The sequence below is a fragment of the Nitrospirales bacterium genome, assembly GCA_031315865.1.
In the GTDB taxonomy this organism is placed as follows: Bacteria; Nitrospirota; Nitrospiria; order Nitrospirales; family UBA8639; genus JAGQKC01.
Window position 1 is genome coordinate 3,349,392 of record JALDRJ010000002.1, and the last position, 21,688, is coordinate 3,371,079.

Here is a 21,688-nt window from a genome sequence, read left to right on the forward strand (position 1 = left end):
CAAGACGTGAAGGAGGATCATTCATATGGCAAAACAGCTCCAATACAGTGAGCAGGCACGATCATCAATTCTCTCGGGGGTCAATCACTTGGCCAATGCGGTCAAGGCTACCCTGGGACCTAAGGGTCGAAACGCTATTCTGGATAAAAAATTTGGCGCCCCTACGATCACGAAAGACGGCGTAACCGTGGCCAAAGAAATTGAACTTCAGAATGCGTATGAAAACATGGGGGCCCAACTGGTGAAGGAAGTGGCCAGCAAGACCAGCGACGTGGCAGGTGACGGAACCACGACGGCTACCGTGCTGGCTCAGGCCATATTCCGAGAAGGGGTCAAAAACATCACGGCCGGCGCGAACCCAATGGATCTGAAACGCGGGATCGATCAGGCCGTCGAAGTTGTCGTGGAGGAATTGAAGAAAATCAGTAAGCCCTGTCAATCCAAGAAAGAAATTTCTCAAATCGGTGCCATTTCAGCGAACAATGATCATACGATTGGTGATCTGATCGCCGAAGCCATGGACAAAGTCGGAAAAGACGGCGTGATCACGGTTGAAGAAGCAAAATCCATGACGACCGCCCTGGATGTCGTTGAAGGTATGCAATTTGATCGAGGATACATCTCTCCCTACTTTGTGACCAACGCCGAACGCATGGAAGCTTCTTTGGAAGATGCGTTTCTACTGATCAATGAGAAAAAAATTAGTGCGATGAAAGACTTGCTTCCCATTCTTGAGCAAGTTGCCAAGATGGGGAAACCCTTGGTCATTATCGCGGAAGATGTCGATGGGGAAGCCTTGGCAACTTTGGTTGTCAACAAACTTCGGGGAACACTCAATGTTTCAGCGGTCAAAGCCCCAGGATTTGGAGACCGACGCAAAGCCATGCTTGAAGATATTGCAACCTTAACGGGTGGCCAAGTTATTTCTGAAGAAGTCGGCCTTAAACTCGAAAACGTCAAATTAACTGATCTTGGGCGTGCAAAACGCGTGACCATCGATAAGGATAATACGACGATCGTTGAAGGAGCTGGTGATCCCAAACGTATTGAAGCACGGGTCAAACAGATCAAGACGCAAGTTCAAGAAACGACCTCAGACTATGATAAAGAGAAACTACAAGAACGGTTAGCCAAAATGGTTGGCGGGGTGGCCGTCATTAATGTTGGTGCCGCGACTGAAACTGAAATGAAAGAGAAGAAGGCTCGGGTTGAAGACGCGCTTCATGCAACCAAAGCCGCCGTGGAGGAAGGAATTGTGCCTGGAGGTGGTGTAGCCCTGCTCCGGTGTATCGGATCGTTAGACTCTTTGAAACTTTCCCATGACCAACAAGTTGGCGTGAATATCGTCAGACGAGCCTTGGAAGAACCTCTCCGACAAATTGCGATCAATGCCGGTGAAGAAGGCTCGATGATCGTTGAAAAGGTCAAGAATGAGTCAACCACCCGTGGCTTCAATGCCGCCAGTGGCGAATATGTGGATATGGTTGAGGCTGGAGTCATTGATCCAACCAAGGTTTCACGTTGCGCCCTACAGAATGCCGCCAGTGTTTCTGGTCTGATGTTGACCACTGAAGTCATGATTACTGATCTCCCTGAAGACAAGAAAGAGTCAGGGATGGGTGGTCATGATCATGGTATGGGTGGCATGGGCGGCATGGGAGGAATGATGTAAGATAGTCAGTCAACGCTCACTTAATAGATTTTTTAGGAAGGCCTGGGGAAATTATGCTTCCCAGGCCTTCTTTTTTAAGGCTTACAGTTCATTCCCGCTTTGTTTCAACCCTCTGAGTAAAGTCTTCACGACTCATGTGAAACGAGGACTGCAGATTACTCCACGTATAAAACGCAGGATAAGGCACTCGCTCTTTATTCATGAGCCCCCATGCCGATTCGACTGGCTGTCCACTTTGTTCAGCTTTCCAAGGCAATGAAAATGCCTCAAAAGAAGTGGCGAACGAAACCCATACTTGAGAATCAACTTGAGAATACACCAGTCGTTTTTCTTTCAGATACATGTCCCAGAATTTCTTTTGCGACTGAGGCGTAAAATGTCGTTCTCCAGCTTGAGGAAATCCGGTTTCTTTCACTAGCACAGGTTTGTGTGCTTTTTCCATTAATCCAATGGCCTGGTTACGCGTCCAGAAGACCGCATCTTTAGGCGGAAGAGCAGGCTTTTCCCATACCGGATGAATATTCGGGGCCAGAAAGTCCCCGAAACGATAGAGGGCGACGTCACGATACTGGCTCATCGGCTCACTCGTGGTGATGGGAACCGAAAGATCAGGACCGAGCTGCATTTGCAGAAAATTTTTGGCCAGAACCAGATCGTCCATCGTATAACGATGAAAGTACAGACCTTCATTACCTAGGCATATAGCCAGGGCCATCTCATCGGCATATTGATGAACGAGCGTGATGACGCCTTGAATTTCTCTCGTCGAACGAGCGCCCCAAATTCCGAGAATGACTGCGCGAAAACCAAGCGACTTGGCTTTTTCCAGAATGATCGGAGTCACTCTTGGGTGATAACTATAGACCACCAACCCGTCGAAGACGGATCGAAGAGCGAGGAGGTCCTTTTCAATCGAAAGCGGTGAGGGCAAATGAAAGTTTTCCCCATGACGGGGATCAAAATCAGAAGGTGAATAATCGATCAGCACCGGTGGCCGTTTTGCATCGGTTAGATACGAAAAAAATGGAACATTTTTCGTACCAGAGGCTCTTTCGCCATAGGCCTGGTCTGTGAGTGCCAGTGTCGTACATTGAAAGACCAGAAAAAACCAAACAATCAGTCTGTATACCCGTTTCATGACATTTCTCCTGATCGAAACAACCCATGGAAGATCCATAGGCTTTTTCGGCTGCGTTACAGGAGAAATGAACTGACATTAGGGCGATACAATCATGGTTTCTCTATCTATATGATTGCATTCATTGACATTAATTACGCGATGTGGATAGTTTGTGAGATTGGGCATGGAAGAGCCATGCATGACGTGAGGGATGGCCTGAAGGGATGATCGAACAGCAACGTACGAGAGGAACACCCACGTGACACAGATAGCGTTTTACATCGGGTTGTTCTTGATTACGTCATGTACGTTGATGTTGCAGGTCATTCAGACCAGGATACTTTCGGTCGTGACGTGGTACCACCTGGCTTTTTTTTCCATCAGCATGGCGATGTTTGGCCTTACGGCCGGAGCCGTTTGGGTCTATGTCCGTCGTGATCGCTTTACGGAAAACACACTTTCCTTTGACCTTTCCTACTATAGTGCTGCGTTTGCGGTCACGACAGCCTTGTGCTTCATGATTCAGATGACCTTGGCTCCTGTTGTGTGGTACTCGATCAATTCAATTTGGACATGGATCGAGTTAGCTCTCTGCTTGGCCTTGCCTTTCGTGTGCTCAGGGATAGTCGTAAGCCTGGCTCTGACTCGAAGTCCGTTTCCCCTCGGCCGTGTATACGGCGTAGATCTAGCGGGAGCTGCAGTTGGTTGCCTTGGAGTCTTGTTTGTACTTGATCAGATCGATGCCCCATCGGCTGTCCTGTGGGTATCTGTCGTGGCAGCGTTAGGGGCATTGTGTTTCCGCAGCTCCGGCATGGGAACAGCTCCTCAAATACTTCCACCGTTTTATGCCATCTTCCGACATCGGACAGTCATCTTTTCGGTACTTTTTCTCTGTGCCGTGTTCAATGGACTCACTGAGTATGGATTTCAACCTCTCGTCATCAAAGGCAGATTTGAAGGTCCACAGGACCCCATTTTCTTGAAATGGAACAGTCTTTCTCGAGTCGCGGTTTATCCAATGGGGGAAACCACCCCATATTTATGGGGACCTTCTCCCACACTTCCACACGCGAAGTATGCCGTTGAACAACGAAGACTATATATTGATGGAGATGCTGGGACTGTCGCGACTCGTTTTACCGGAGATCTTGATGAGGTAAGGTATTTACAATACGACATCACGAACCTTGCCTATCATTTGCCAGATCGAAGCCGTACCGCCATCATCGGAATTGGAGGAGGACGAGAAATTTTATCTGCGGCCGTGTTTGGATATCGACAGATCGTCGGCATTGAAACAAACCCCATTTTCATTGACCTGTTGACCCAAGAACCGAATTTTTCCGATTTCACCAACATCACGAAATTGAACGGCGTGACACTCATCATGAGCGAAGCGCGCAGTTGGTTTTTACAAACAGAACAAACCTTCGACGTGATTCAGCTAACATTGAACGATACATGGACGGCCACCAATGCCGGAGCTCTTTCTTTGAGTGAAAACGGCCTCTATACGGTCGAAGCATGGAAAATTTTCATGAATCGATTGCGTCCACAGGGAGCGTTGTCCGTCAGCCGCTGGTATGATCCAAAGACACCCGATGAAGCGGCACGTCTGCTCAGTCTAGCTTCTGCCACCTTACTTGACATGGGAGTGAAAGAGCCTTTTCGCCACATTTTCATGGCAAAATCTGAAAACATCGCAACTCTGATCGTAGCTCGTGAGCCCTTTTCTTTTCATGATCTCACGGCACTGAACCAGACTATCCTTCGATACCAGTACGGAATGTTCGTTCACCCTTCATCGGAATCCAGCTTTCGCATCTTTGAAAGCATCGTGACCGCTCATGATCGTAAGGAATTGGAAGAGTTGACTTCCCGTCAAGAGTTTGATCTCACGCCAGCCACCGATGACCGTCCGTTCTTTTTCAATCAGCTCCCGTTAAGGAATCCATTCGAGACCTTCTCGCTCGCCAGACGTCTGCTCGACGAAAAAAACAAGGACCATGGCATCCGTTATGGAAATCTTGTCGCGACTGCAACATTGATCTTTCTCTTTATCGTCTCTCTGATCTTGGTGCTGTTGACGATCGTGATGCCTTTGCGAGGAGCCCTTACAAACACGGGTAGAAAATTTGTGATGAATGGGACCTTATACTTTCTACTTATTGGCATCGGATTTATGGTGGTCGAGATCAGTTTACTCCAGAGACTAAGCATCTTTTTGGGACAGACGGTCTCGCTCAGTGTGGTGTTATTTACACTCATCCTATTCAATGGGATCGGAAGCCTTTTTTCGGATAGTATCACGCTTGATCGCAGTTGGAAGTTTGCGACTTGGTCACTGCTGACGGGAGGATATCTTATGGCCCTTCCCATGTGGCTACCTGATGTATTGTTGATGTTCGGCAATCATAGCCTGTCACACAGAGCTATGCTATCTATCATTGTCATCGCTCCGGCAGGATTGCTCATGGGATTCGGGTTCCCAACCGGGATGCGGGCGATCGCTTCGATCGATCGAACCCCAACGGCGTGGTTTTGGGGAATCAGTGGTGCAGCGGGCGTGCTGGCCTCTGTCGTTGCCGTTTCGACAAGTATCGCGTTTGGAATCAGCACGACCTTAACGATCGGAGCATTGTGTTATGTGTTGCTCTTTCCAATCATTCTTTCCTCTGTTCGGGCGCCAGATCTAAAAAGAGCCTACTAAGATGACAAGTATCGATTTCGAAAAATATAGCGGTAGGAGTTTTAGCCACTAGAGCTTTCAGTTTCGTGCCTGGAGGAAATTTCAAATCCATGGCCTCTGAGCTATGATAAAGTCATCATGCGAAAAGCAGACTGAACATTGGAGAAGTTGAACATGAGGATATGGAGTGTAATTTGGTGCCTCTTGTGGCTCACGTTGCTGGCTCTGCCTGCCATGGCCGATGATGGTCAGGGAGAATCGATCGTTTCAGTACGTATCGATCAGCCCGCGAATGGAGATTTAGGCGAGTGGAGGACAAAAGTCTCGGGGACCGTCTCAAACTCCTTGGCCAAGATTTGGGTCGTGGTTCGTCCTCTGGAAACAAGAGACTTCTGGGTTCAACCTCGGACGACAGTGGAGGCGAATGGAGAATGGGAAACACTTATCTATTTAGGCGGAGAAGACTCTTCACACGCAGGAAAAATATTTGATGTGCAGGCGATAGCGAACCCAGAATATCCTTTAAATGAAGGACTAATCTTGCCGGGTTGGCCAAGAGCAGAGGGCAAGTCCAATGTCGTAAGAGTCGTGCGAAAGTAACTGCAGGCACAGTTCTGGCTTGGTAGAGGGTGAGCCGCTATTTAGTTAACCACACATTAAAATTTCCAAACCCCTCTTTGGCAGGATTATGGGAATGGCTAAATCGTTTAATCGTAAATCCTGCTTCTTGAACCACAGCCTTTAACTCCTCAGTGTTATAATGCCAGATGTGATCGTCAGTCCACTCAGCCTTTTCGTTCAGTCGTGGCAAATCCGATAGTTGTTGATAATATTTATAATTACGTCCCCAGCCAATATCGGCATCAGGCGTCGAGAGAAAGAAAGACCCACCTGGCTCGAGCGCGTCATAAATTTTCTTTAACGTTGGGACAGGCTGAAAATTGAGATGCTCCATGACTTCGGTCATGATGATGACGCTGAATTGTTTGTCGTCCGGTAACCGCCCCCGTTCGATATCGCCTTGAACATGCGTGAGGTGATATTTCTCGTTAAAGCTATTGATGCCATACGCGCCAAAATAATCATGTATATCAAAACAAATTCCTTCCGCCCCGTAGATGGTCGTGGCATACGCCAGTAATGTCCCAAACCCACAACCCAGGTCAAGTATGCGTTTCACCGGCTTATTTTTGGTATAAATCCGATCAATGACATCAACAGCCATCCAGCCGGCTATTTCAGACCAAAAATAGACCTCATTCTTGCTGTATTTATCCTTATAATATGAAAATCCAGTTTTCGACTCTTCTTGCGCAAGATCATCCTGAATCCTCTTGACTAAGGGAATAAGCTGGAGTGGCTGGTGTTTTGAATCTTTTGAGACACTAATTCTCTGTCGCTCAACCAGGCCTTCAGGAAGGTTGGTCTGTGAAATCCCTTGATAAATTTGTCCCTGACTAGTTGTGTGTTGATATTGTTGTTGAAGGAACAACGACGCCACCTTTGTCGCCGTATAAATCACGATCTCGTAACGTTGAGGAGGATCACCGAAATGAGCGTTGACCGACCAATGCCCCCGGTCTTTGTTCGCAGGAGCGGCAACGTGAGAATCTCCATACTGTGGCCAGCCTACGCCTTTGGTCTTTTCTGGCCAAATCATGACCCAAATATCGTCCCCCAGAGATTCAGCGTAAGTTCCCAGGAGGGTCACGTCATCGCCGACGATGGAACCATTTTTTGGATACGTCATCTCGACAAGTTTGTTCCTGACCCCTTTGTCTGTGTCCGTATAGCCATGAAAATGTCCCGCATCGTTCTCTGCCCAGGCATACCCAGAGAAAAGACCGACAAGTATCCATAACAGAATCACAGGGAGGAGGCTTGGAAGCCATGTGGCCACCTTGAGAGATTTGCAGGCAGAAGGTTTTTCCCTCCTGATAAGGAAGAACATATACTGAAGTCTGATCATCGTCCATATATTGTTCATGAAATCTCCCTTATACCGTATGGTGGATCACGCTATTTCAACGAAGCGATGAGAAAGGCAGGAACCAACAGAAGTCCCCAGGTATCAAACCATCCAAAAACCCATCCTTCTGTAAAATAAAACGCAATAAACAGAACACAAACTGAAAAGTTCACGACCCGGACAGTGGCTGAGGCACTGGTCAATGGACCCACCTGATAACGCAGAAATTTGGGCGTCCGAAACCAGTCAAGCCTAGCCCCGAACAAACCTTTCATGTTCGCGGCGATGTACGTCAGCATCACGCTCCAGCCATACCATAGAACCATCGGAAAATGGAACAAATCTCTGTAGGAATGACGTTTGAAGACCACCATCACGAATGGCTGAATCAGGTTTGACGCCAAGCAAATGCCAATCGCAATTACGAATGGAATCTCCACAAAACTCAAGAGGTAGAGGTAATATTCGACCTCATATGAATTCCATCCGGTTGCCAGCCACCAGACCGTCATGATACCCAACACGATGACCGCGCCCGTAAGCAGGGGGGTCGCATAGTAGGCGTTTTGTCGAATCGCGGAGCACTTCTCCGCAACACTCAAGTTTGAGGAGGTGACGATCTTCCAGAAATACTCCCGCAGAACTCGTGCCGTGCCGGCACACCAGCGTTCTTGTTGTCGGCGAAAATGGTCATGGGAAAACGGGACTTCTCCATGATTCACCACGCTACCTAAATAGGTGCCCTTCCACCCTGCAAGCCAAAGTCGGTTGGTGAGATCAATGTCTTCCGTCAAATGACCAGGCGTAAACCCACCCACTCGTTCGATGGCCGACAAACGAAGCATGGTACAACAGCCAGAGAAAAGTGTTGGATGGTTGAGAACCTGACGTCCTTCAAAATCCACGTAATAACATCCCTCTTCAGACAAGGCGACATATTTTTGAAAGACATTCATGCCATAGGGAAAAGCCACTCGTTTTGTTTGAACAAACGCCACATTCTCTTGGGCCTCCAACACTTCAAGGGTTCGTTCTAATGCGTCTGGCTGTGGTTTCCAGTCTGCATCGAGCAGATACATGTACTCGGTCCCACGCTGTTTCAGGTAGGCCTGAAGTTTTCGTAAACTTCCGGCTTTGAACCCCTGTTTGCAAGGACGGTGAAAAAGCACGAATTCATCGGATTCCCATATTTCAATCGGAACCTCCTTCACTTCTCCGTTTTCCGATTGAACCTCCTGGACAAACGGATGATCAACGAGCTGCGTACATCCACGGGCGATGGCAAATTGACGAATTTGGTGAATGATTTCAGGATCCGTTGAATCGTCCGCTAACACCGTAAACCGATTAGGATACGTTAAACGCTCGCACCCCCGAATGGTCCGTTCCAACACATACTTTTCATTATAGGAGACGATCACGACAGCGACTTCTTTCCCACTATGTCGCGTCCGAGGAATCGAAGGCTTGCGGAGGCTCGCGAAGGCATAGAGATAGTTATAAAACGCAAAGGCAAAAAACGCCACAAGGCACGTGAGTTGAAGGATGAATATCAGAGAGGCTGACCAAACCATCGTCACCACTCATGCAATCTCGAGGTTTTATGAATATACCGGGACAACGCTCCAAGCAGGATAAAACAGGCAATTCCCAAGAGCGACGGGAGAAGGCCCCAAGAAATTTCTCCGCCCATGAGTGTCCGCGCCGACGTTACCTGAGGAGAATGAGAAACGACGGAATCAACTAACGACGGGTTAACGAGCCAATAAAAACCCAGATGGCGTACCGAAAATATTCGAAACGTTTCAGCCTGTTCTGCACCCGACCAATGTTGGTCTACCGCAAGCTCTTGAGAAAAATGTTTCTCCCATACTCCCTTCACGTTCTCCAGCAGCACAAGACTTTCATGCAAGCCCGCCGTGTATAGTGTTGCGCGCTGGACGCGGGATTGGATTTCATCGGGAGCCGTGAGCAGTAATGTTTGTCTCCCATCTCGGGTCAGCAATTCTCGAAGGATGAGATGCCCCTCGGAAAGACCTGGAGCATAAACGGTGATCATTTTCACGAACGCATGTTGTGGTCGTGCAACCAATACATTGCCTGACTTTTCTAATTTTACGAATTCACGAACCGCCGTTGACGATCCTCCCTGGGTAAACAGTGGACCACCCTGTGTCACGCCGCCCATGGTTCCCAGGACTACGGAGGAACAAAGTAGAACCGATGAGCAAATAATCAAGAGACTGATGGAAAGGGTCTTGAACATCATCGGTCTTCTCATGGAGCAATCGACTCGACAGCCGGCTTGGGTCGACCTTGAGCATCATGTAGTCCCCAATGTCCCTCAGCTTCTGGTTGGTTAAACATCTCATGTTTCCAGGGCTGATCAAAGGCTTCAAAGTACACGAACTTTACGCCAGTCGATCGCAGTGTCTCAAAGAATTTTTTTTGCATTTCTTCGCTGCGGGGGTGATTCGTTTTGGAAGGCAGCCCCGTTTCTTTCAGGATGATTTTTTGTCCGGTTGCCGCTTCCAAATAGTCGGATCGAGCGACGACCCAATCGACCGCTTCTTGGTAATGCGTTTTCCCCCCCCAAAAGGGATGCGTGTTAGGAAAGAGCCAATCGGAATGCTCCCACAACCATTTGCGGTAAGGTCCTTCAAGATAGCTATCAATCGGCTCACCCGTGGTGACCGGTTTCTTTGTAGCGTTTCGCAATGCCGACATCTGCTCTTCCAGTTCATCTACGGTGTATCGCAGGAAAAAAAGTCCCTCATTTCCCAAACAGTACCCATCAACATATTCTCGTTGAGCCAGAGCATTGTTCCACTCCTCATCCGAGTAAATATCCCAAATTCCCATGATGATCATCCCGGAAAACCCGACGGACCTCGCGATCTTGGGAATGGCCCCCATCGCTCCCCGCGCTCCATACGTGACAAGGCTCTCAAATCCAAGCTCATGCAATTGTCTGAGTTCGTGACTGATTTGATCCCGTGCAGAAGGTTGAAACTCAGACCCCGGGAAAAAACCGCGAGGTTGATAGGCAATGCCAGGAGGAACGAACGCTTGAAGAATGTCTTCGCTTTTGGAAGCGACGGCCTTCTCGATAGGCAGAGAAAAGATAAGGCAGATCAGCACTCCGCTAAACCATACGATGAGGCACCGCGTCATATGTTGAGTGGAATGAGTCATGGTCTATCACCGGGTGAACAACCGTCATGGTTGAGAGTTGGAGGGGGTACCGAACCAGATATCATCTAGGTAGAGTGTGCCCGACATTTGCTCCCATTCAAATACGACTTGCAACGTCTCCAAATGAGTCAAGTCCACGCCATGTTGAGCAAAGGCCTCGAGAGGAATCGCCACGGATTGCCATTCCGTGGATACAGTCATGTAATCCTCAAGATTCACGCCCCACCGAACGTTGCCATCATCAAGGTAAATGTTGGGTCTCTCTCCACCTTCTCCTCCCCGGACACGAAATGACACCCTGGAACATCGAGAACAATCAACCCCCCCCAAATCGGTCGCCCAACCGGCATAGGTCAAGAGATCGCTGGCGTAGGCATTGATGGCGCCGATGTTTCCACCGTACGAAAGCCGATACAACCCATTGGGTGATCCCCTCGTGTACGTACCATTGATGGCAGCCGCACCATTCGCGAAAGTCCGGTGTTCGCCGCCTAGTAAATTTTTCCCATGCCATTGTTCAAAACTGTCCACATGATACGCACGCACATGTTTGTGAAATTGAATATCATCGAGAAGAATGGTGCCTTTGGACTTTGTACTCATATGGGCAAAGGAAAAACTGACATTTTCAACCGCTCCCCAATTGAGTTCAGAACCAAAGACCGTCAGAGGGATCTCGATCCGCTTCCAATCCGTATCGAGCCTTTCTGGATGATAGGTACTGAGAAGAATTTTTCGTTCTTGACCGGATGAATCCCGAATCCCGACAAACATGTCCTGATTCAAGTCCGCACTTTTGACGGAAAAACTCAAGGCATAAAACCCGCGAAGGTCAAGACGTGGGAGGGTCGTGGCATACCCGCTGTATGTCTTGGGCCTGGAAACATCATACGAAAGAACGAGTGAATGCCCACGCCCTGAAGCATCATCAGAGGCAAAGGCTATTGTAATGATGCCACTAGCAGGATTGGATGGATTTTGAAACGTAAACATTGGACGTCGAAAATGATTTCTTCCTTTTTTTTGATTGAAATTGTCAACCACAAGAACATCTTCATTCGGATGGAGACCCGCCTCAATTTCTCGACTAATCCCAAAGTTATCGATGTAATACGTGGCTCCAGCAGGGTTGTGTCCATACTGAAGTCGCATGTATCCCGTGACATCCCAGTCTGCCATGATCAATTCATCAACGATGAAATTTCCGGTTTTCGTACGCAACATGTCATAGAAGTTGAATTGCGTCGCATGCCATTCCCCATCAGCCACAATATCCGGCACAGTGCCGATCTGTGCGATATTCACGCGTTTGTGTAGAAGTTCCATGGGATCATCGGTCAACCTGACTTGATACCATCTTCCTGACACTTTCGCGTATAGATTGGTCTTCACCCCTGGGTCCATTCGATAATCAAACTCAATGATGGGAAATTCGCGGGCGCTGAAAGGTGTTGTCCTAATATTGACAGCAAAATTGCCTCCGGGTTGGGAGTTCACAATTTTCAAAGCTTTCGTTCCGTCAAATGTGGAGGCCCCATCGATACTGACGGTCGCTCCCGCTTGACCGTCACGGTTGGACCATGATCCGACTCCCTTCTCAAAATCTTCCTGAACAAGATAATGTTGGGAAGTTGGCACTCCGGCATTGACCTGATGAATTGTTTTGGTCCAAGAATTAACAGGGATGGGATCGGACCCTTCCCCTACCCGATTCGTAGACATCACGGCATACAATGCATGTAATCGCCTGACACGGGTGAACAGGGCACCCGATTCGATTTCCTGTTGAAATGTGGGGAGATGGACCCACTCCTGAATCGCAGGATCGTATCCGTAAATGGCCATACGCTCTCGTTCAGAATGGTGAAGATTTTCCGGGATTTTTATTTCTAGAACGGCGCTTTTGGTAAACCTCTCACCTGGTTCTTTGACCTCATACACATCACCAATAAGTTGTCGGCCATGACCAGATATCTTGGGTCTCTGATTCGTCGATTGAATAAGGATGAGTCTAAATGGGGCGGTAATAGACTGCTCCTGGATCGATAGCCTCACCTGCTCATCGGGGCTGATCACCTGCCCACCCCAAGCATTGGGTATCACATTCGCTACATGAACCGTGACTCGATCCTCGATGCGTTGTCCATCCGTCGAGATAACAACCAGGCGAATGGTGTAGGTTCCCTTTAAATTAATCGGATGATCTGGAGGGTGAGTCGGGAGATAGACATAATTTTTCAGCCCCGTATCCCAGGTACCAAGATTGCCTTCGATGGAAAGGTCCGCGGACAGATAGAGGGGATTGGGAGTCACATTCTGGGTTTGAGGAGTGGTTGATCGGCGCAAAAGTTCCCAATGGGTTGGATTGGAGCCTTGGCCATATTCGACTCGATATTCTTTGAACTTTTTCCCGTGGGCTTTACCAAAAATTGGCACATTTGCCCGAACTAACGCCTGATGGGTTGGAATAAAAATCTCTGCTGTTAATGCGTCGGGTTGACCCTGGGCACTAACCCTGGATAACACTGGAGTCTTTTCTGTAGAGACTTGGATAAATGTCGGGTCAGTGCTGATAATATCCTCTTGACACCCTCCACCGAGCGCGCAAGGAAATTGCTCCATTTGCATTTCGCTACCCACTCTTTCAGAAAATGGGCTGACTTGAGCCATTACCATCAACTGACTTGATAGCATCACGCTTGTGACAAAACCCGTCAGCATTGTTTGAACCTTCATGACCCTCCCCTCACGATATGAAACTCACTGGATACATGACTTGCAGGTTAAAATGTTTCATGCGTCCTCTATCAGGGAAACGTCACTCCGACAAGACGGCTCTGTCGATCATAACTATACTTGCTGGTGATCCCATTAGCATTGGTTACTGAAACTAAATTACCGACACTGTCATGCTCATACGAGACGGAACGACCCCGGCCGTCACGTATTGTCCGTATACGGTGGGTTTCTTGATCATAATAAAAGGTAATAATGTTTCCTTCAGCATCACTGATGGATTCCAAATAGCCATCTGCTCCGTAGGCCAGCGAAATCTTGTTCCCATATTGATTACCTTGGATATGGGTGAGTCTGCCTTTACGACTAAACTCAAACATCGTACCTGCTTCGTCAAGAAATTTGTGCAGCCCCTCTCCGTCACTCTTGATCAGACGTGAATCCTTCTCGTCTCCAGTCGATAAGGTTCCCGACTCCGTTTTAGTAAAAACGGTATTCTGACCCTTACCATCAAATAATTGAATTCTCCTATCAGAAGTATTACGTATATGCATCAAATAATTATGTGTCCATCGCTTCCCTACAGGGCTATCAATTCTGGTATGTGAAAGATAGCTCCTGACAATTTCGATCTGGACGCCCTTTCCATGAAAGCCAATATCAATAGCTGAATCGTTTCCTCTTGGTCCCACCCACCAGCCAAACTTATGAGGAGATGCTTCTTGTAACGGCTCACTACGACTACCCCCAGATATCGTACATCCGGCCAGGAACGTGAGCATCACAACGAACACTACCAAGGTGTCTTTCCGAAATACGCGTCGTCCAAGCACTCAATGCTCTCCAATTTACAATCGCTCTCCACCTCATCAAAAAGGTGCTCTCGCTTCTACAAAAGTTTTCTCTAAAACGATGTGCCCGTAGATAAGGTTGGATATCTATGAGTTTTTTCTCAATTTAGCCACACACATTCTCTCTCACGTAGAAAAGACTGAGCATAGTATACGGGGCTAAACAATAGGATTACAACCGGCCAATATGTCAAAATGTTCAACAATTACAAAGTGTTCTGCGTTCTTACGTTGAAAGTCAAAGAGTTCCTGATTGGTAGAGTCCTCCAGGCTGTCCTACCCTTGAGGCCAGTCTATGGGTAGTACCGGCACTCTTACGGTCCCATGGTCCTGGCCTTGCCTTATTGATTCTACCGGTAGCTCTAAGGTAGACTCCCTCGATTTTTCAAGGTTTTCATCATTTTTATGTACTAGCTGCCTCCTGGAAAATTTAGTATTTTCCATCAGCCTTCATCTTCAGTCATTTATTTCTTCATACTTTATTTGTACCGGTCTCAACCAATATTCCAACACTCGATTTTCAATTGATGTCATGTCATTACCGTTAACATGCAACATGACTTTCTCAACGTGAGTAAATCTGTTTGAAGGCCATCATTTTCATGTTTCGAGCCTGACATCTACCAAAAGGAGCAGAACATTGTCTGGTATAGCCATGCGCACAGCAATCGATAGTTCAATCATGAATCAGGCGGAACAGTGCTCTATGCTGTGGAAACGCGCAGGGTTAGGGCTTTTCGTATTTCTTCTGAACCTGCCTCTTTCTTTGGCAACTGCCGCAGAACGAATAGATCCACATGCCTGCTCCTGGTATGCAGGAAAAGTTTCACCCTCAGACTATCAGGAGGAAATCGAACGCCGCATTGCAACTCCACTCGCGGAAGATTCGCCTGAATATCCTTACCGGCTCTGTATCATCGCCGAACTCATGAAACGGAATGGTGATGCACGCGCCACTTCTTACTATGAACAAGCGATTGCACTCCATCCTGAGGAACCCGGCCTAGAACTCATATATGGTGAATATTTGCAATGGATGCGGGGGGTAAAAAACGGCGGAATGGTCGTCGAAGCGAAAGAACATTACAGACTGGCGCAAGAAAAAATCGCGAGCCTCAAGGCTCAAGATCGATGGGGAGCGCGCAATGATGAAAAAACCAGCGATGACATCAAGAAAGCCATTTTCTACCTCAACCAAGCCAATGGGGTAGGCATAGCCGTCGGAGGCAAGGAACCAACCGTATTTTTCAGTACGATTACGGAAACACGGAATGATACGGTGGCCTTTGAATATCAATGGGTTGACAGTCGGTCCTTTAACTCAGAGGCACTCTATTCCCAAAGCAGGAATAAGCTTGCGAGACCGCTGACAAAAGATGAATTGAAAGGCATTGCCCGGCATAAACTGAGCGTGGTGACCTCAAATCGCCTACGAATTCAGCTTGGAAAGTTACGCGCGCTAGATTTCACATATCGTTACTTACGCTTTAACGATGCCAAAATTCCCAATTATAACGAACCCAAAAGAAACGTAAATGATGTTGGCCATGAATATGGAGTCTCTCTCTCTAACGACTTTCAACTGCCTATGGCCATTGACTTATTCGTTCAGGCAGGGGCCAAGTTTATTCGCCGGACGACATCTGCAGAAGGATTTAATGATCGCAAGGAGGATTCTCAATTGTTCAATTTGCTTTTGGGTGCTTCAAAGCTGATTGGACAAGGAAAAATGACTGGAGAACTTGAATACAGGCATCAATTGTGGGATCCAGGGTACAATTGGGAATCAATCGATACAATCCAGGGCAATCTTCTTTACCAATCTCGTCTGTTTGGAACCGATCGTTGGATCCTCGATGGAACATACGTGTACCAATTTGTAGATCAAAGTTCATACAATCCATTCAACGACAATATGAAATCTTTCATCGTGCAGGCAACCTACGTCTTTACCGTCCCGCAATTTATAAGAGATCGTGTAGGCGGAGGAGATGTCTTTGGGGGGTATGCGGATGCTTCGACACTCATTGCCTCGCAATCGGAAAACGAGGTAAAAAAACGCCAATTTTTCGGAGGTTTTGCGCTGCGACGAATTGATCTGGCGCCATCACTCAATCCATTTGATATCCACTTTCGCAGTTCGTACTACATTAGCGATGTGAGACAAGACTCCTCACAAGACCATTCTCAGTGGAGAAACGAATTGACATTTGGCTACCGTCTCGTCGAGAACCGTCAAGTGCAATGGCTCCCGAATAGGAATAGCATGATTCAACCTGCCTTACTGAACCTCGAAGTGCCAGTTCGTCATGACGGCTCCGTCGAAGGGCTCAGAGAATACGCCAATTATCGCGTAGGCTTACAATTAAAAGGCGATTTTATCTACTCGCAACATAACGTATCCTTCCCCTTCTATGGCACGATAGGATACGCCTTTGAACGGTTCTACCATCTGAAAGAAAATTTCCACATCTTCCTTTTTCGACTCGGAACGGGTTTCTAGTCCATGCCGTCACAGTCTTCAGTGAACTTGGGTCGGATGGCCCCATAGCTGAGCTTGGGCTCGACATCCCTCATCATATTCCATGCCTCCACATTTTGTCCTTCCATTTCAGGTCGGTTTTTCGATAATTTGAACTTGCAGGTGTTTCTGGCAAATCGGTAGACCGAATGATATGTTCATCCGCCGGACATTCTTCTTTGGGACATAGCTTGAGTCTGAACTGATCGCGGGAGAATTTGAGCATGCGATGGATTTCTCGAACTCTTATCCTTTTTTATGCTGGTCTTGTCGGATGTTCCTCCGCCTTAACCTGGGTGCCAGACCACCAGTCTCATCAACCTTCCTGTGTCCCTGACAGACTGCCTTCGTGGGAAGATTTCTCCAAACGAGAGACCCCCACGGCTACTCCGGCAGCACAGACGGCCATTCGGTTTCTCCTCCATGATTCACCGCCTTACCTTATCGCGAAATTCGACCATGAGCATTCATGGGTTAAACCTCAACCGGCCAATCCTGAGTCGCCAGCAGAGTGGATCGCCTCACAAAAATTATTGGCGCATGAACAGGTTCATTTCCTCATCAGCTGCCTTCTGGTTCGACAAGCCAATCGTGTGACCCATACTGAAGAAAACCCACGAAAAATGCTGGAGTTAGTCAAATCGGTTGCTCAACGGGTGAATGTCCAATATGATACCGACACGAAACATGGCACTGATGAGAAGGCCCAAATGACCTGGGAAACGCAAGTCCAAGAGCAATTCGAAGAAGTGACCGCGCAACCCAGTGAAGCATTCGGCACACAGGAAAAACCTCGGTAAGGGAGCGATGTTTTCTTTCAAAGAATTCCTTGTGTTATAAGCAGGGTGACATTGGATATATCCGTAGATTCGGTCTTTTATCAATCATTGAGGTGATCATGATTCGATTTCAATACATTGCGATATGTTCCCTGAGTGTTATTTTTTTTGTCATTCATTTCCTGTTATCTCCAGAAGCTTTTGGCCAAGCCCGAACGGAGACGAATTGCAATTTCGGCATGGTGAAAGGACAGGAAGTTGGCAGTTGCAATGTCCCAATTCCTTCCAGCTGCACTGTTGCGCAAATTCCCGGCTTTGATAAGCCCTGGGCTGACATATCCAAAGGCGGAAACACCAATTGTCAATTTGACGAAAAACAATCTGACTGGGAAACTACGATCGTCGGAACGTGCGATACTTGCAAAACCGATCACTGTTCAGCTCGGTTTAGCGTGATGTTTAATTGTTCGAGTACAACCACTCCGCCCAACATGCAACGTCAAGCTCACTAAAATCTGGCCCCATCGTTGCCCCGTTCTGCCGATGTCGCTTACCGCTACGATCAAGTCCGAGGCATTGCAGGCTGGCTTCGATGCCGTCGGAATCATTCAGCTTCCTCTTACCCCATCTCCGGCTCACCCCCCTGATATCCGCGATGTGCCTTCTGACGCTTCAACCACTAATACACTATACCTGCGTTTACAAGAATGGCTCCAACAAGGATTTCACGCCACGATGGACTGGATGACCCGGTCTCCGCACAAACGCAGTCATCCAACGCTTGTGCTCCCTGGTTGCCGATCAATCATTTCTCTCGCCATCAATTACTTTATTGACGAGCTGCCTGACGAAAGACCGGGAAATGGTCGAATTGCTCGCTACGCATGGGGGAAAGACTACCACCATCTCTTTAAGCGGCGCCTCAAAAAACTCAACGCCATCATTCACCGGCTGGCTCCCGAAGCTCAAACCAAATGGTATGCCGATACAGGCCCTATCATGGAAAAAGCCTGGGCGCAAGAAGCAGGCCTGGGGTGGATTGGCAAACATTCCAACCTCGTGTCTTCGGAGTATGGGTCTTGGCTGTTGTTGGGCGAAATCTTGACGACGTTGGAACTTGAGAGGGATCTTCCTGGCACGGACCTTTGCGGTTCTTGCACATTGTGCATCAACGCCTGTCCAACCGGAGCGATCGTGGAACCCTACGTGGTCAACGCAGAAAAATGCATTTCGTACATTACGATCGAACACCGGGGAGCAGAAGAAACCATTTCACCTGAAGTCAGGAAAAATATCGGCAATCGAATTTTTGGTTGCGATGATTGTCTGGATATCTGTCCATTTAATCACCGAAGTGTGCCCACCGCTGAATCTACGTTTCAACCCTCGGAGGTCACGATTGCGCCAAAGCTGTCAGCGTTGCAGACCCTTTCACCTGAATGTTTTTCCATGATGTTTCAAAACAGCCCCATTCGACGTGCAAAACATGAAGGCTTTATCCGAAACATTCGCATGGCCCAAGAGCCAACGCACGTTACCGCAGTGAAACCACAGTAGCTCCATCTCCACCCTCTCCACGTTCACCAGGACGGTAGGTCAACACATAGGGCGATGCTGAACACAGTGTTCGTAACGCGGCTTTGAGCTTTCCTGTGCCATGACCATGAATGACGAGAATAGCTTGATGGCCCTGCAGGACGGCATGGTCAAATGCAGCCTCTGTGCTCTCGATCGCTTCATCTACCGACTTTCCCCGAAGGTCAATAGTCAAAGATGGCGTGACCGACTGAAGAACATGGCCACCCGAGTTCTCGGAGACAAAATCTTTCTTAGCCTTCCCTTTCATGTTCATGCGTTGTGATGACGCAGAAACTTGAGGCGTCGCTGAAGCATGAATGCTTCGTAATAATTGCGCATCAACGGAAATGATTTTTTCGCCAACCTGAACTTTGACGCGCGGGCTAGCGTCGATGGGCTCCAAGAGTATTCCGTGCGTCCCCAGATCTTTGATTGCCACCATCTCGCCCACCGAGGCATGACGAAGCGGTCCGGTCTCGCCATCATCCAATAGTGCCTCGCTCTGTTGTTGTAACTGAACGATCTTTTGTCGGGTAGACTTCACCTGAAACAGCGTCCGGTGGCTCTTGAGTTCTTCCATCATCGTATGGAGCTCACGCTTCACATGCGCGAGTTCGGCTTGAAGATTCTTACGGACTTTTTGGCGCTCCTGACGTTCGGATTGGCACACACGCTCTTTCACCTCTCGGGCTTCCTGATGAAACCGTTCAGCTTCGACGCGCAAGGATTGAGCCTGACGCAATTCATGATCCAACCGATGTTGTGTATTCTGTAATTCTTGAAACATGAATTCGAGATCCCGTTCCTGACCTTGCAACAATGTTGAGGCATGCGACAGGACCAGAGGATCTAACCCCAGTTGACCGGCAATCTCGAGAGCTGACGATCCCCCAGGAAGACCTTCGATTAAACGATACGTTGGCGACATGGTGACTAAGTCGAATTCATGACTTGCGTTCATAAATCCGGGCTTGCGTAGTGGCATGGTTTTGAGAGAATGATAATGGGTCGTGACTATGACCTTGAACCCCTGTTCATGCAAACGACAGAGGAGGGCTTCGGCAATAGCGGCTCCTTCCGCCGGGTCTGTAGCATTCCCGATTTCGTCCAGTAACACGAGGGAGGGAGGGAACGCTTCGGGGCGGCTCGAAAGGGTATCATTCATGATCGCGATCATGTTCGTGATATGCGCAGAAAAACTCGATAAATCTCGCTCTAGGTCTTGGGCGTCTCCGATGTCGGCATAGATTCGTTCAAAAATAGCCATTTCTGAACTCTCATGACACGGCAGATGCAAACCAGCCCGAACCATCAACGCAAACATCCCTAAGAGTTTGAGAGTCGCCGTTTTCCCTCCCGTATTCGGACCTGACACGATGCAGACAGGGGTTTCATACGGAAGATGTATGTCGTTTGCCACGACGTCCCGTTTATTCATGACAAGAAGCGGATGTCGGGCTTCTTTTAACATGACATGTTGCCGTCGATTCAAAGAAACGGGATTGGCCCGCATGGTGATGCTGAGCCGAGCTTTTGCGCCCAAACAGTCCAATTGCCGGAGGGTCTGAAAATTCTGAAGAAGAATCGTTACATGAGAGGCCACCAAGCTAGAAAGATCTTGCAAAATCCGACCGATCTCTTGCTTTACCTGAAGGTCCGCGACTTTAATCGCATTGTTTAATTCGATGAAGTCGCGTGGCTCGATGAATACGGTTGCGCCGCTTCCGGAAATGTCATGCACGATCCCGGAAATATGATGTTGCTTGTCCGATTTGACCGGAATCACATAACGTTCCCCTCGCTGGGCAAAATACTGCCCTTGGAGCAGCTCTTCAAACTCATGAGAGGACAGCAATCGCTCAAGCCGTTGTCGAATTTGTTGCCGAAGTTGATGGAGATGCTGGACGAGTTGAGACAATTCTGGAGTTGCCGATTCTTGAATGTTCCCTTCATGGTCAACGCACTGGACAATTGCTTCATACACTCTGGAGAGGGGATCTAACGTATATGCCAGGACAGAGATCGTAGGGCAGGACTCTTCAAAGTCCATGATTGCCCGACTCACTTCAGCACATAGGTCCAACAGTACCGACACGGAGTACAGTTCTACCCCTTCAAGCTGCGCACCTTTTGCTGATCGATTTAACAGATCCTCGATATCGTCGAACGCCAGAATCGGAAATGAACGTGCACATTCCAATATCATCCGCATCTCAGTTGTTTCTTGTAGACGCATCGCGGCAGTCGGTAAATTTGTTTCTAAGGGCAACTGCAAACAAGCCCTCGCGCCTGGTTTTGACTGTGCGTACCTCGCCAAAACGCTGAGGAGTTGCTCCCATTCTAAAGCCTGTCTCGCTTGCAACTGTAGAGAGTCCTGTGACATACAACGGAGTCTACTATGTTTTCACGTTAAAAATGTAGCGAACATGCAGAGCACCGGGTTTTAACGGTCCAATATAGGGCACGCTTCTCATGTGAGAACGCCGATATAAAACACAGCCAATGTGAGAGAACGTAGATCCGGTATGGCCTGTTCGCGACACTATACCTTGGAAGATTCGCAACAAGAACATTCATC

The 21,688-nt window shown here is 48.2% G+C and carries 15 protein-coding genes; 7 read left to right on the forward strand and 8 right to left on the reverse strand.

Annotated elements, in window-relative coordinates; translation table 11 throughout:
- Positions 1–25: 25 nt before the first annotated feature.
- Positions 26–1,672, forward strand: a complete 1,647-nt coding sequence (gene groL, locus MRJ96_15225) for a chaperonin GroEL (GenBank protein MDR4502794.1) — start codon at positions 26–28, stop codon at positions 1,670–1,672.
- Positions 1,673–1,760: 88 nt separating this feature from the next.
- Here groL and MRJ96_15230 read toward each other — a convergent pair whose 3' ends face one another.
- Positions 1,761–2,810, reverse strand: a complete 1,050-nt coding sequence (locus MRJ96_15230) for a hypothetical protein (protein MDR4502795.1) — start codon at positions 2,808–2,810, stop codon at positions 1,761–1,763.
- A gap of 241 nt (positions 2,811–3,051) precedes the next feature.
- Here MRJ96_15230 and MRJ96_15235 point away from each other — a divergent pair, with 241 nt between their 5' ends.
- Entirely contained in the window at positions 3,052–5,502 is a 2,451-nt protein-coding gene (locus MRJ96_15235; protein MDR4502796.1) for a hypothetical protein, read from the forward strand.
- A gap of 153 nt (positions 5,503–5,655) precedes the next feature.
- Positions 5,656–6,081: a hypothetical protein gene (locus MRJ96_15240; GenBank protein ID MDR4502797.1), complete on the forward strand. Its 426-nt coding sequence runs from the start codon at positions 5,656–5,658 to the stop codon at positions 6,079–6,081.
- Between the two features lie 37 nt (positions 6,082–6,118).
- Here MRJ96_15240 and MRJ96_15245 read toward each other — a convergent pair whose 3' ends face one another.
- The 6 genes from MRJ96_15245 to MRJ96_15270 form a co-directional block, all read right to left on the reverse strand.
- On the reverse strand, positions 6,119–7,468 hold the full coding sequence (locus MRJ96_15245; GenBank protein ID MDR4502798.1) for a class I SAM-dependent methyltransferase: 1,350 nt from the start codon (positions 7,466–7,468) through the stop codon (positions 6,119–6,121).
- A 32-nt stretch (positions 7,469–7,500) separates the two neighbouring features.
- Complete coding sequence (locus tag MRJ96_15250) at positions 7,501–9,024, reverse strand: glycosyltransferase (GenBank protein MDR4502799.1); 1,524 nt, start codon at positions 9,022–9,024, stop codon at positions 7,501–7,503.
- Between the two features lie 2 nt (positions 9,025–9,026).
- Positions 9,027–9,719: a hypothetical protein gene (locus tag MRJ96_15255; GenBank protein ID MDR4502800.1), complete on the reverse strand. Its 693-nt coding sequence runs from the start codon at positions 9,717–9,719 to the stop codon at positions 9,027–9,029.
- Between the two features lie 8 nt (positions 9,720–9,727).
- Positions 9,728–10,645, reverse strand: coding sequence for a hypothetical protein (locus tag MRJ96_15260; protein ID MDR4502801.1), 918 nt, complete (start codon positions 10,643–10,645; stop codon positions 9,728–9,730).
- Positions 10,646–10,669: 24 nt separating this feature from the next.
- Positions 10,670–13,381, reverse strand: coding sequence for a hypothetical protein (locus tag MRJ96_15265; protein MDR4502802.1), 2,712 nt, complete (start codon positions 13,379–13,381; stop codon positions 10,670–10,672).
- 71 nt (positions 13,382–13,452) lie between these two features.
- Positions 13,453–13,761, reverse strand: a complete 309-nt coding sequence (locus MRJ96_15270; protein MDR4502803.1) for a hypothetical protein — start codon at positions 13,759–13,761, stop codon at positions 13,453–13,455.
- A 1,111-nt stretch (positions 13,762–14,872) separates the two neighbouring features.
- On the opposite strand from MRJ96_15270, the gene MRJ96_15275 reads away from it, so the two are divergent.
- The 4 genes from MRJ96_15275 to queG all read left to right on the forward strand — a co-directional run bounded on the left by MRJ96_15275 (position 14,873) and on the right by queG (position 19,089).
- A complete protein-coding gene (locus tag MRJ96_15275) occupies positions 14,873–16,735 on the forward strand; it encodes a hypothetical protein (GenBank protein MDR4502804.1) in 1,863 nt (620 codons plus the stop codon).
- A gap of 242 nt (positions 16,736–16,977) precedes the next feature.
- On the forward strand, positions 16,978–17,553 hold the full coding sequence (locus tag MRJ96_15280; GenBank protein MDR4502805.1) for a hypothetical protein: 576 nt from the start codon (positions 16,978–16,980) through the stop codon (positions 17,551–17,553).
- Positions 17,554–17,651: 98 nt separating this feature from the next.
- Positions 17,652–18,044, forward strand: a complete 393-nt coding sequence (locus MRJ96_15285; GenBank protein MDR4502806.1) for a hypothetical protein — start codon at positions 17,652–17,654, stop codon at positions 18,042–18,044.
- Positions 18,045–18,075: 31 nt separating this feature from the next.
- Positions 18,076–19,089: a tRNA epoxyqueuosine(34) reductase QueG gene (queG, locus tag MRJ96_15290; GenBank protein ID MDR4502807.1), complete on the forward strand. Its 1,014-nt coding sequence runs from the start codon at positions 18,076–18,078 to the stop codon at positions 19,087–19,089.
- On the opposite strand, the gene MRJ96_15295 is transcribed toward queG, so the two are convergent.
- Positions 19,067–21,493: an endonuclease MutS2 gene (locus tag MRJ96_15295; protein ID MDR4502808.1), complete on the reverse strand. Its 2,427-nt coding sequence runs from the start codon at positions 21,491–21,493 to the stop codon at positions 19,067–19,069. The genes queG and MRJ96_15295 overlap by 23 nt on opposite strands.
- Positions 21,494–21,688 lie beyond the last annotated feature (195 nt).

What these genes read in the sequence shown, in the direction of transcription:
- groL (MDR4502794.1), top strand. Translation starts at nt 26, where the DNA reads ATGGCAAAACAGCTCCAATACAGTGAGCAGGCACGATCATCAATTCTC.
- MRJ96_15230 (MDR4502795.1), bottom strand. Translation starts at nt 2,810, where the DNA reads ATGAAACGGGTATACAGACTGATTGTTTGGTTTTTTCTGGTCTTTCAA.
- MRJ96_15240 (MDR4502797.1), top strand. Translation starts at nt 5,656, where the DNA reads ATGAGGATATGGAGTGTAATTTGGTGCCTCTTGTGGCTCACGTTGCTG.
- MRJ96_15245 (MDR4502798.1), bottom strand. Translation starts at nt 7,468, where the DNA reads ATGAACAATATATGGACGATGATCAGACTTCAGTATATGTTCTTCCTT.
- MRJ96_15250 (MDR4502799.1), bottom strand. Translation starts at nt 9,024, where the DNA reads ATGGTTTGGTCAGCCTCTCTGATATTCATCCTTCAACTCACGTGCCTT.
- MRJ96_15255 (MDR4502800.1), bottom strand. Translation starts at nt 9,719, where the DNA reads ATGATGTTCAAGACCCTTTCCATCAGTCTCTTGATTATTTGCTCATCG.
- MRJ96_15260 (MDR4502801.1), bottom strand. Translation starts at nt 10,645, where the DNA reads ATGACTCATTCCACTCAACATATGACGCGGTGCCTCATCGTATGGTTT.
- MRJ96_15265 (MDR4502802.1), bottom strand. Translation starts at nt 13,381, where the DNA reads ATGAAGGTTCAAACAATGCTGACGGGTTTTGTCACAAGCGTGATGCTA.
- MRJ96_15270 (MDR4502803.1), bottom strand. Translation starts at nt 13,761, where the DNA reads ATGTTTGAGTTTAGTCGTAAAGGCAGACTCACCCATATCCAAGGTAAT.
- MRJ96_15280 (MDR4502805.1), top strand. Translation starts at nt 16,978, where the DNA reads ATGCGATGGATTTCTCGAACTCTTATCCTTTTTTATGCTGGTCTTGTC.
- MRJ96_15285 (MDR4502806.1), top strand. Translation starts at nt 17,652, where the DNA reads ATGATTCGATTTCAATACATTGCGATATGTTCCCTGAGTGTTATTTTT.
- queG (MDR4502807.1), top strand. Translation starts at nt 18,076, where the DNA reads ATGTCGCTTACCGCTACGATCAAGTCCGAGGCATTGCAGGCTGGCTTC.
- MRJ96_15295 (MDR4502808.1), bottom strand. Translation starts at nt 21,493, where the DNA reads ATGTCACAGGACTCTCTACAGTTGCAAGCGAGACAGGCTTTAGAATGG.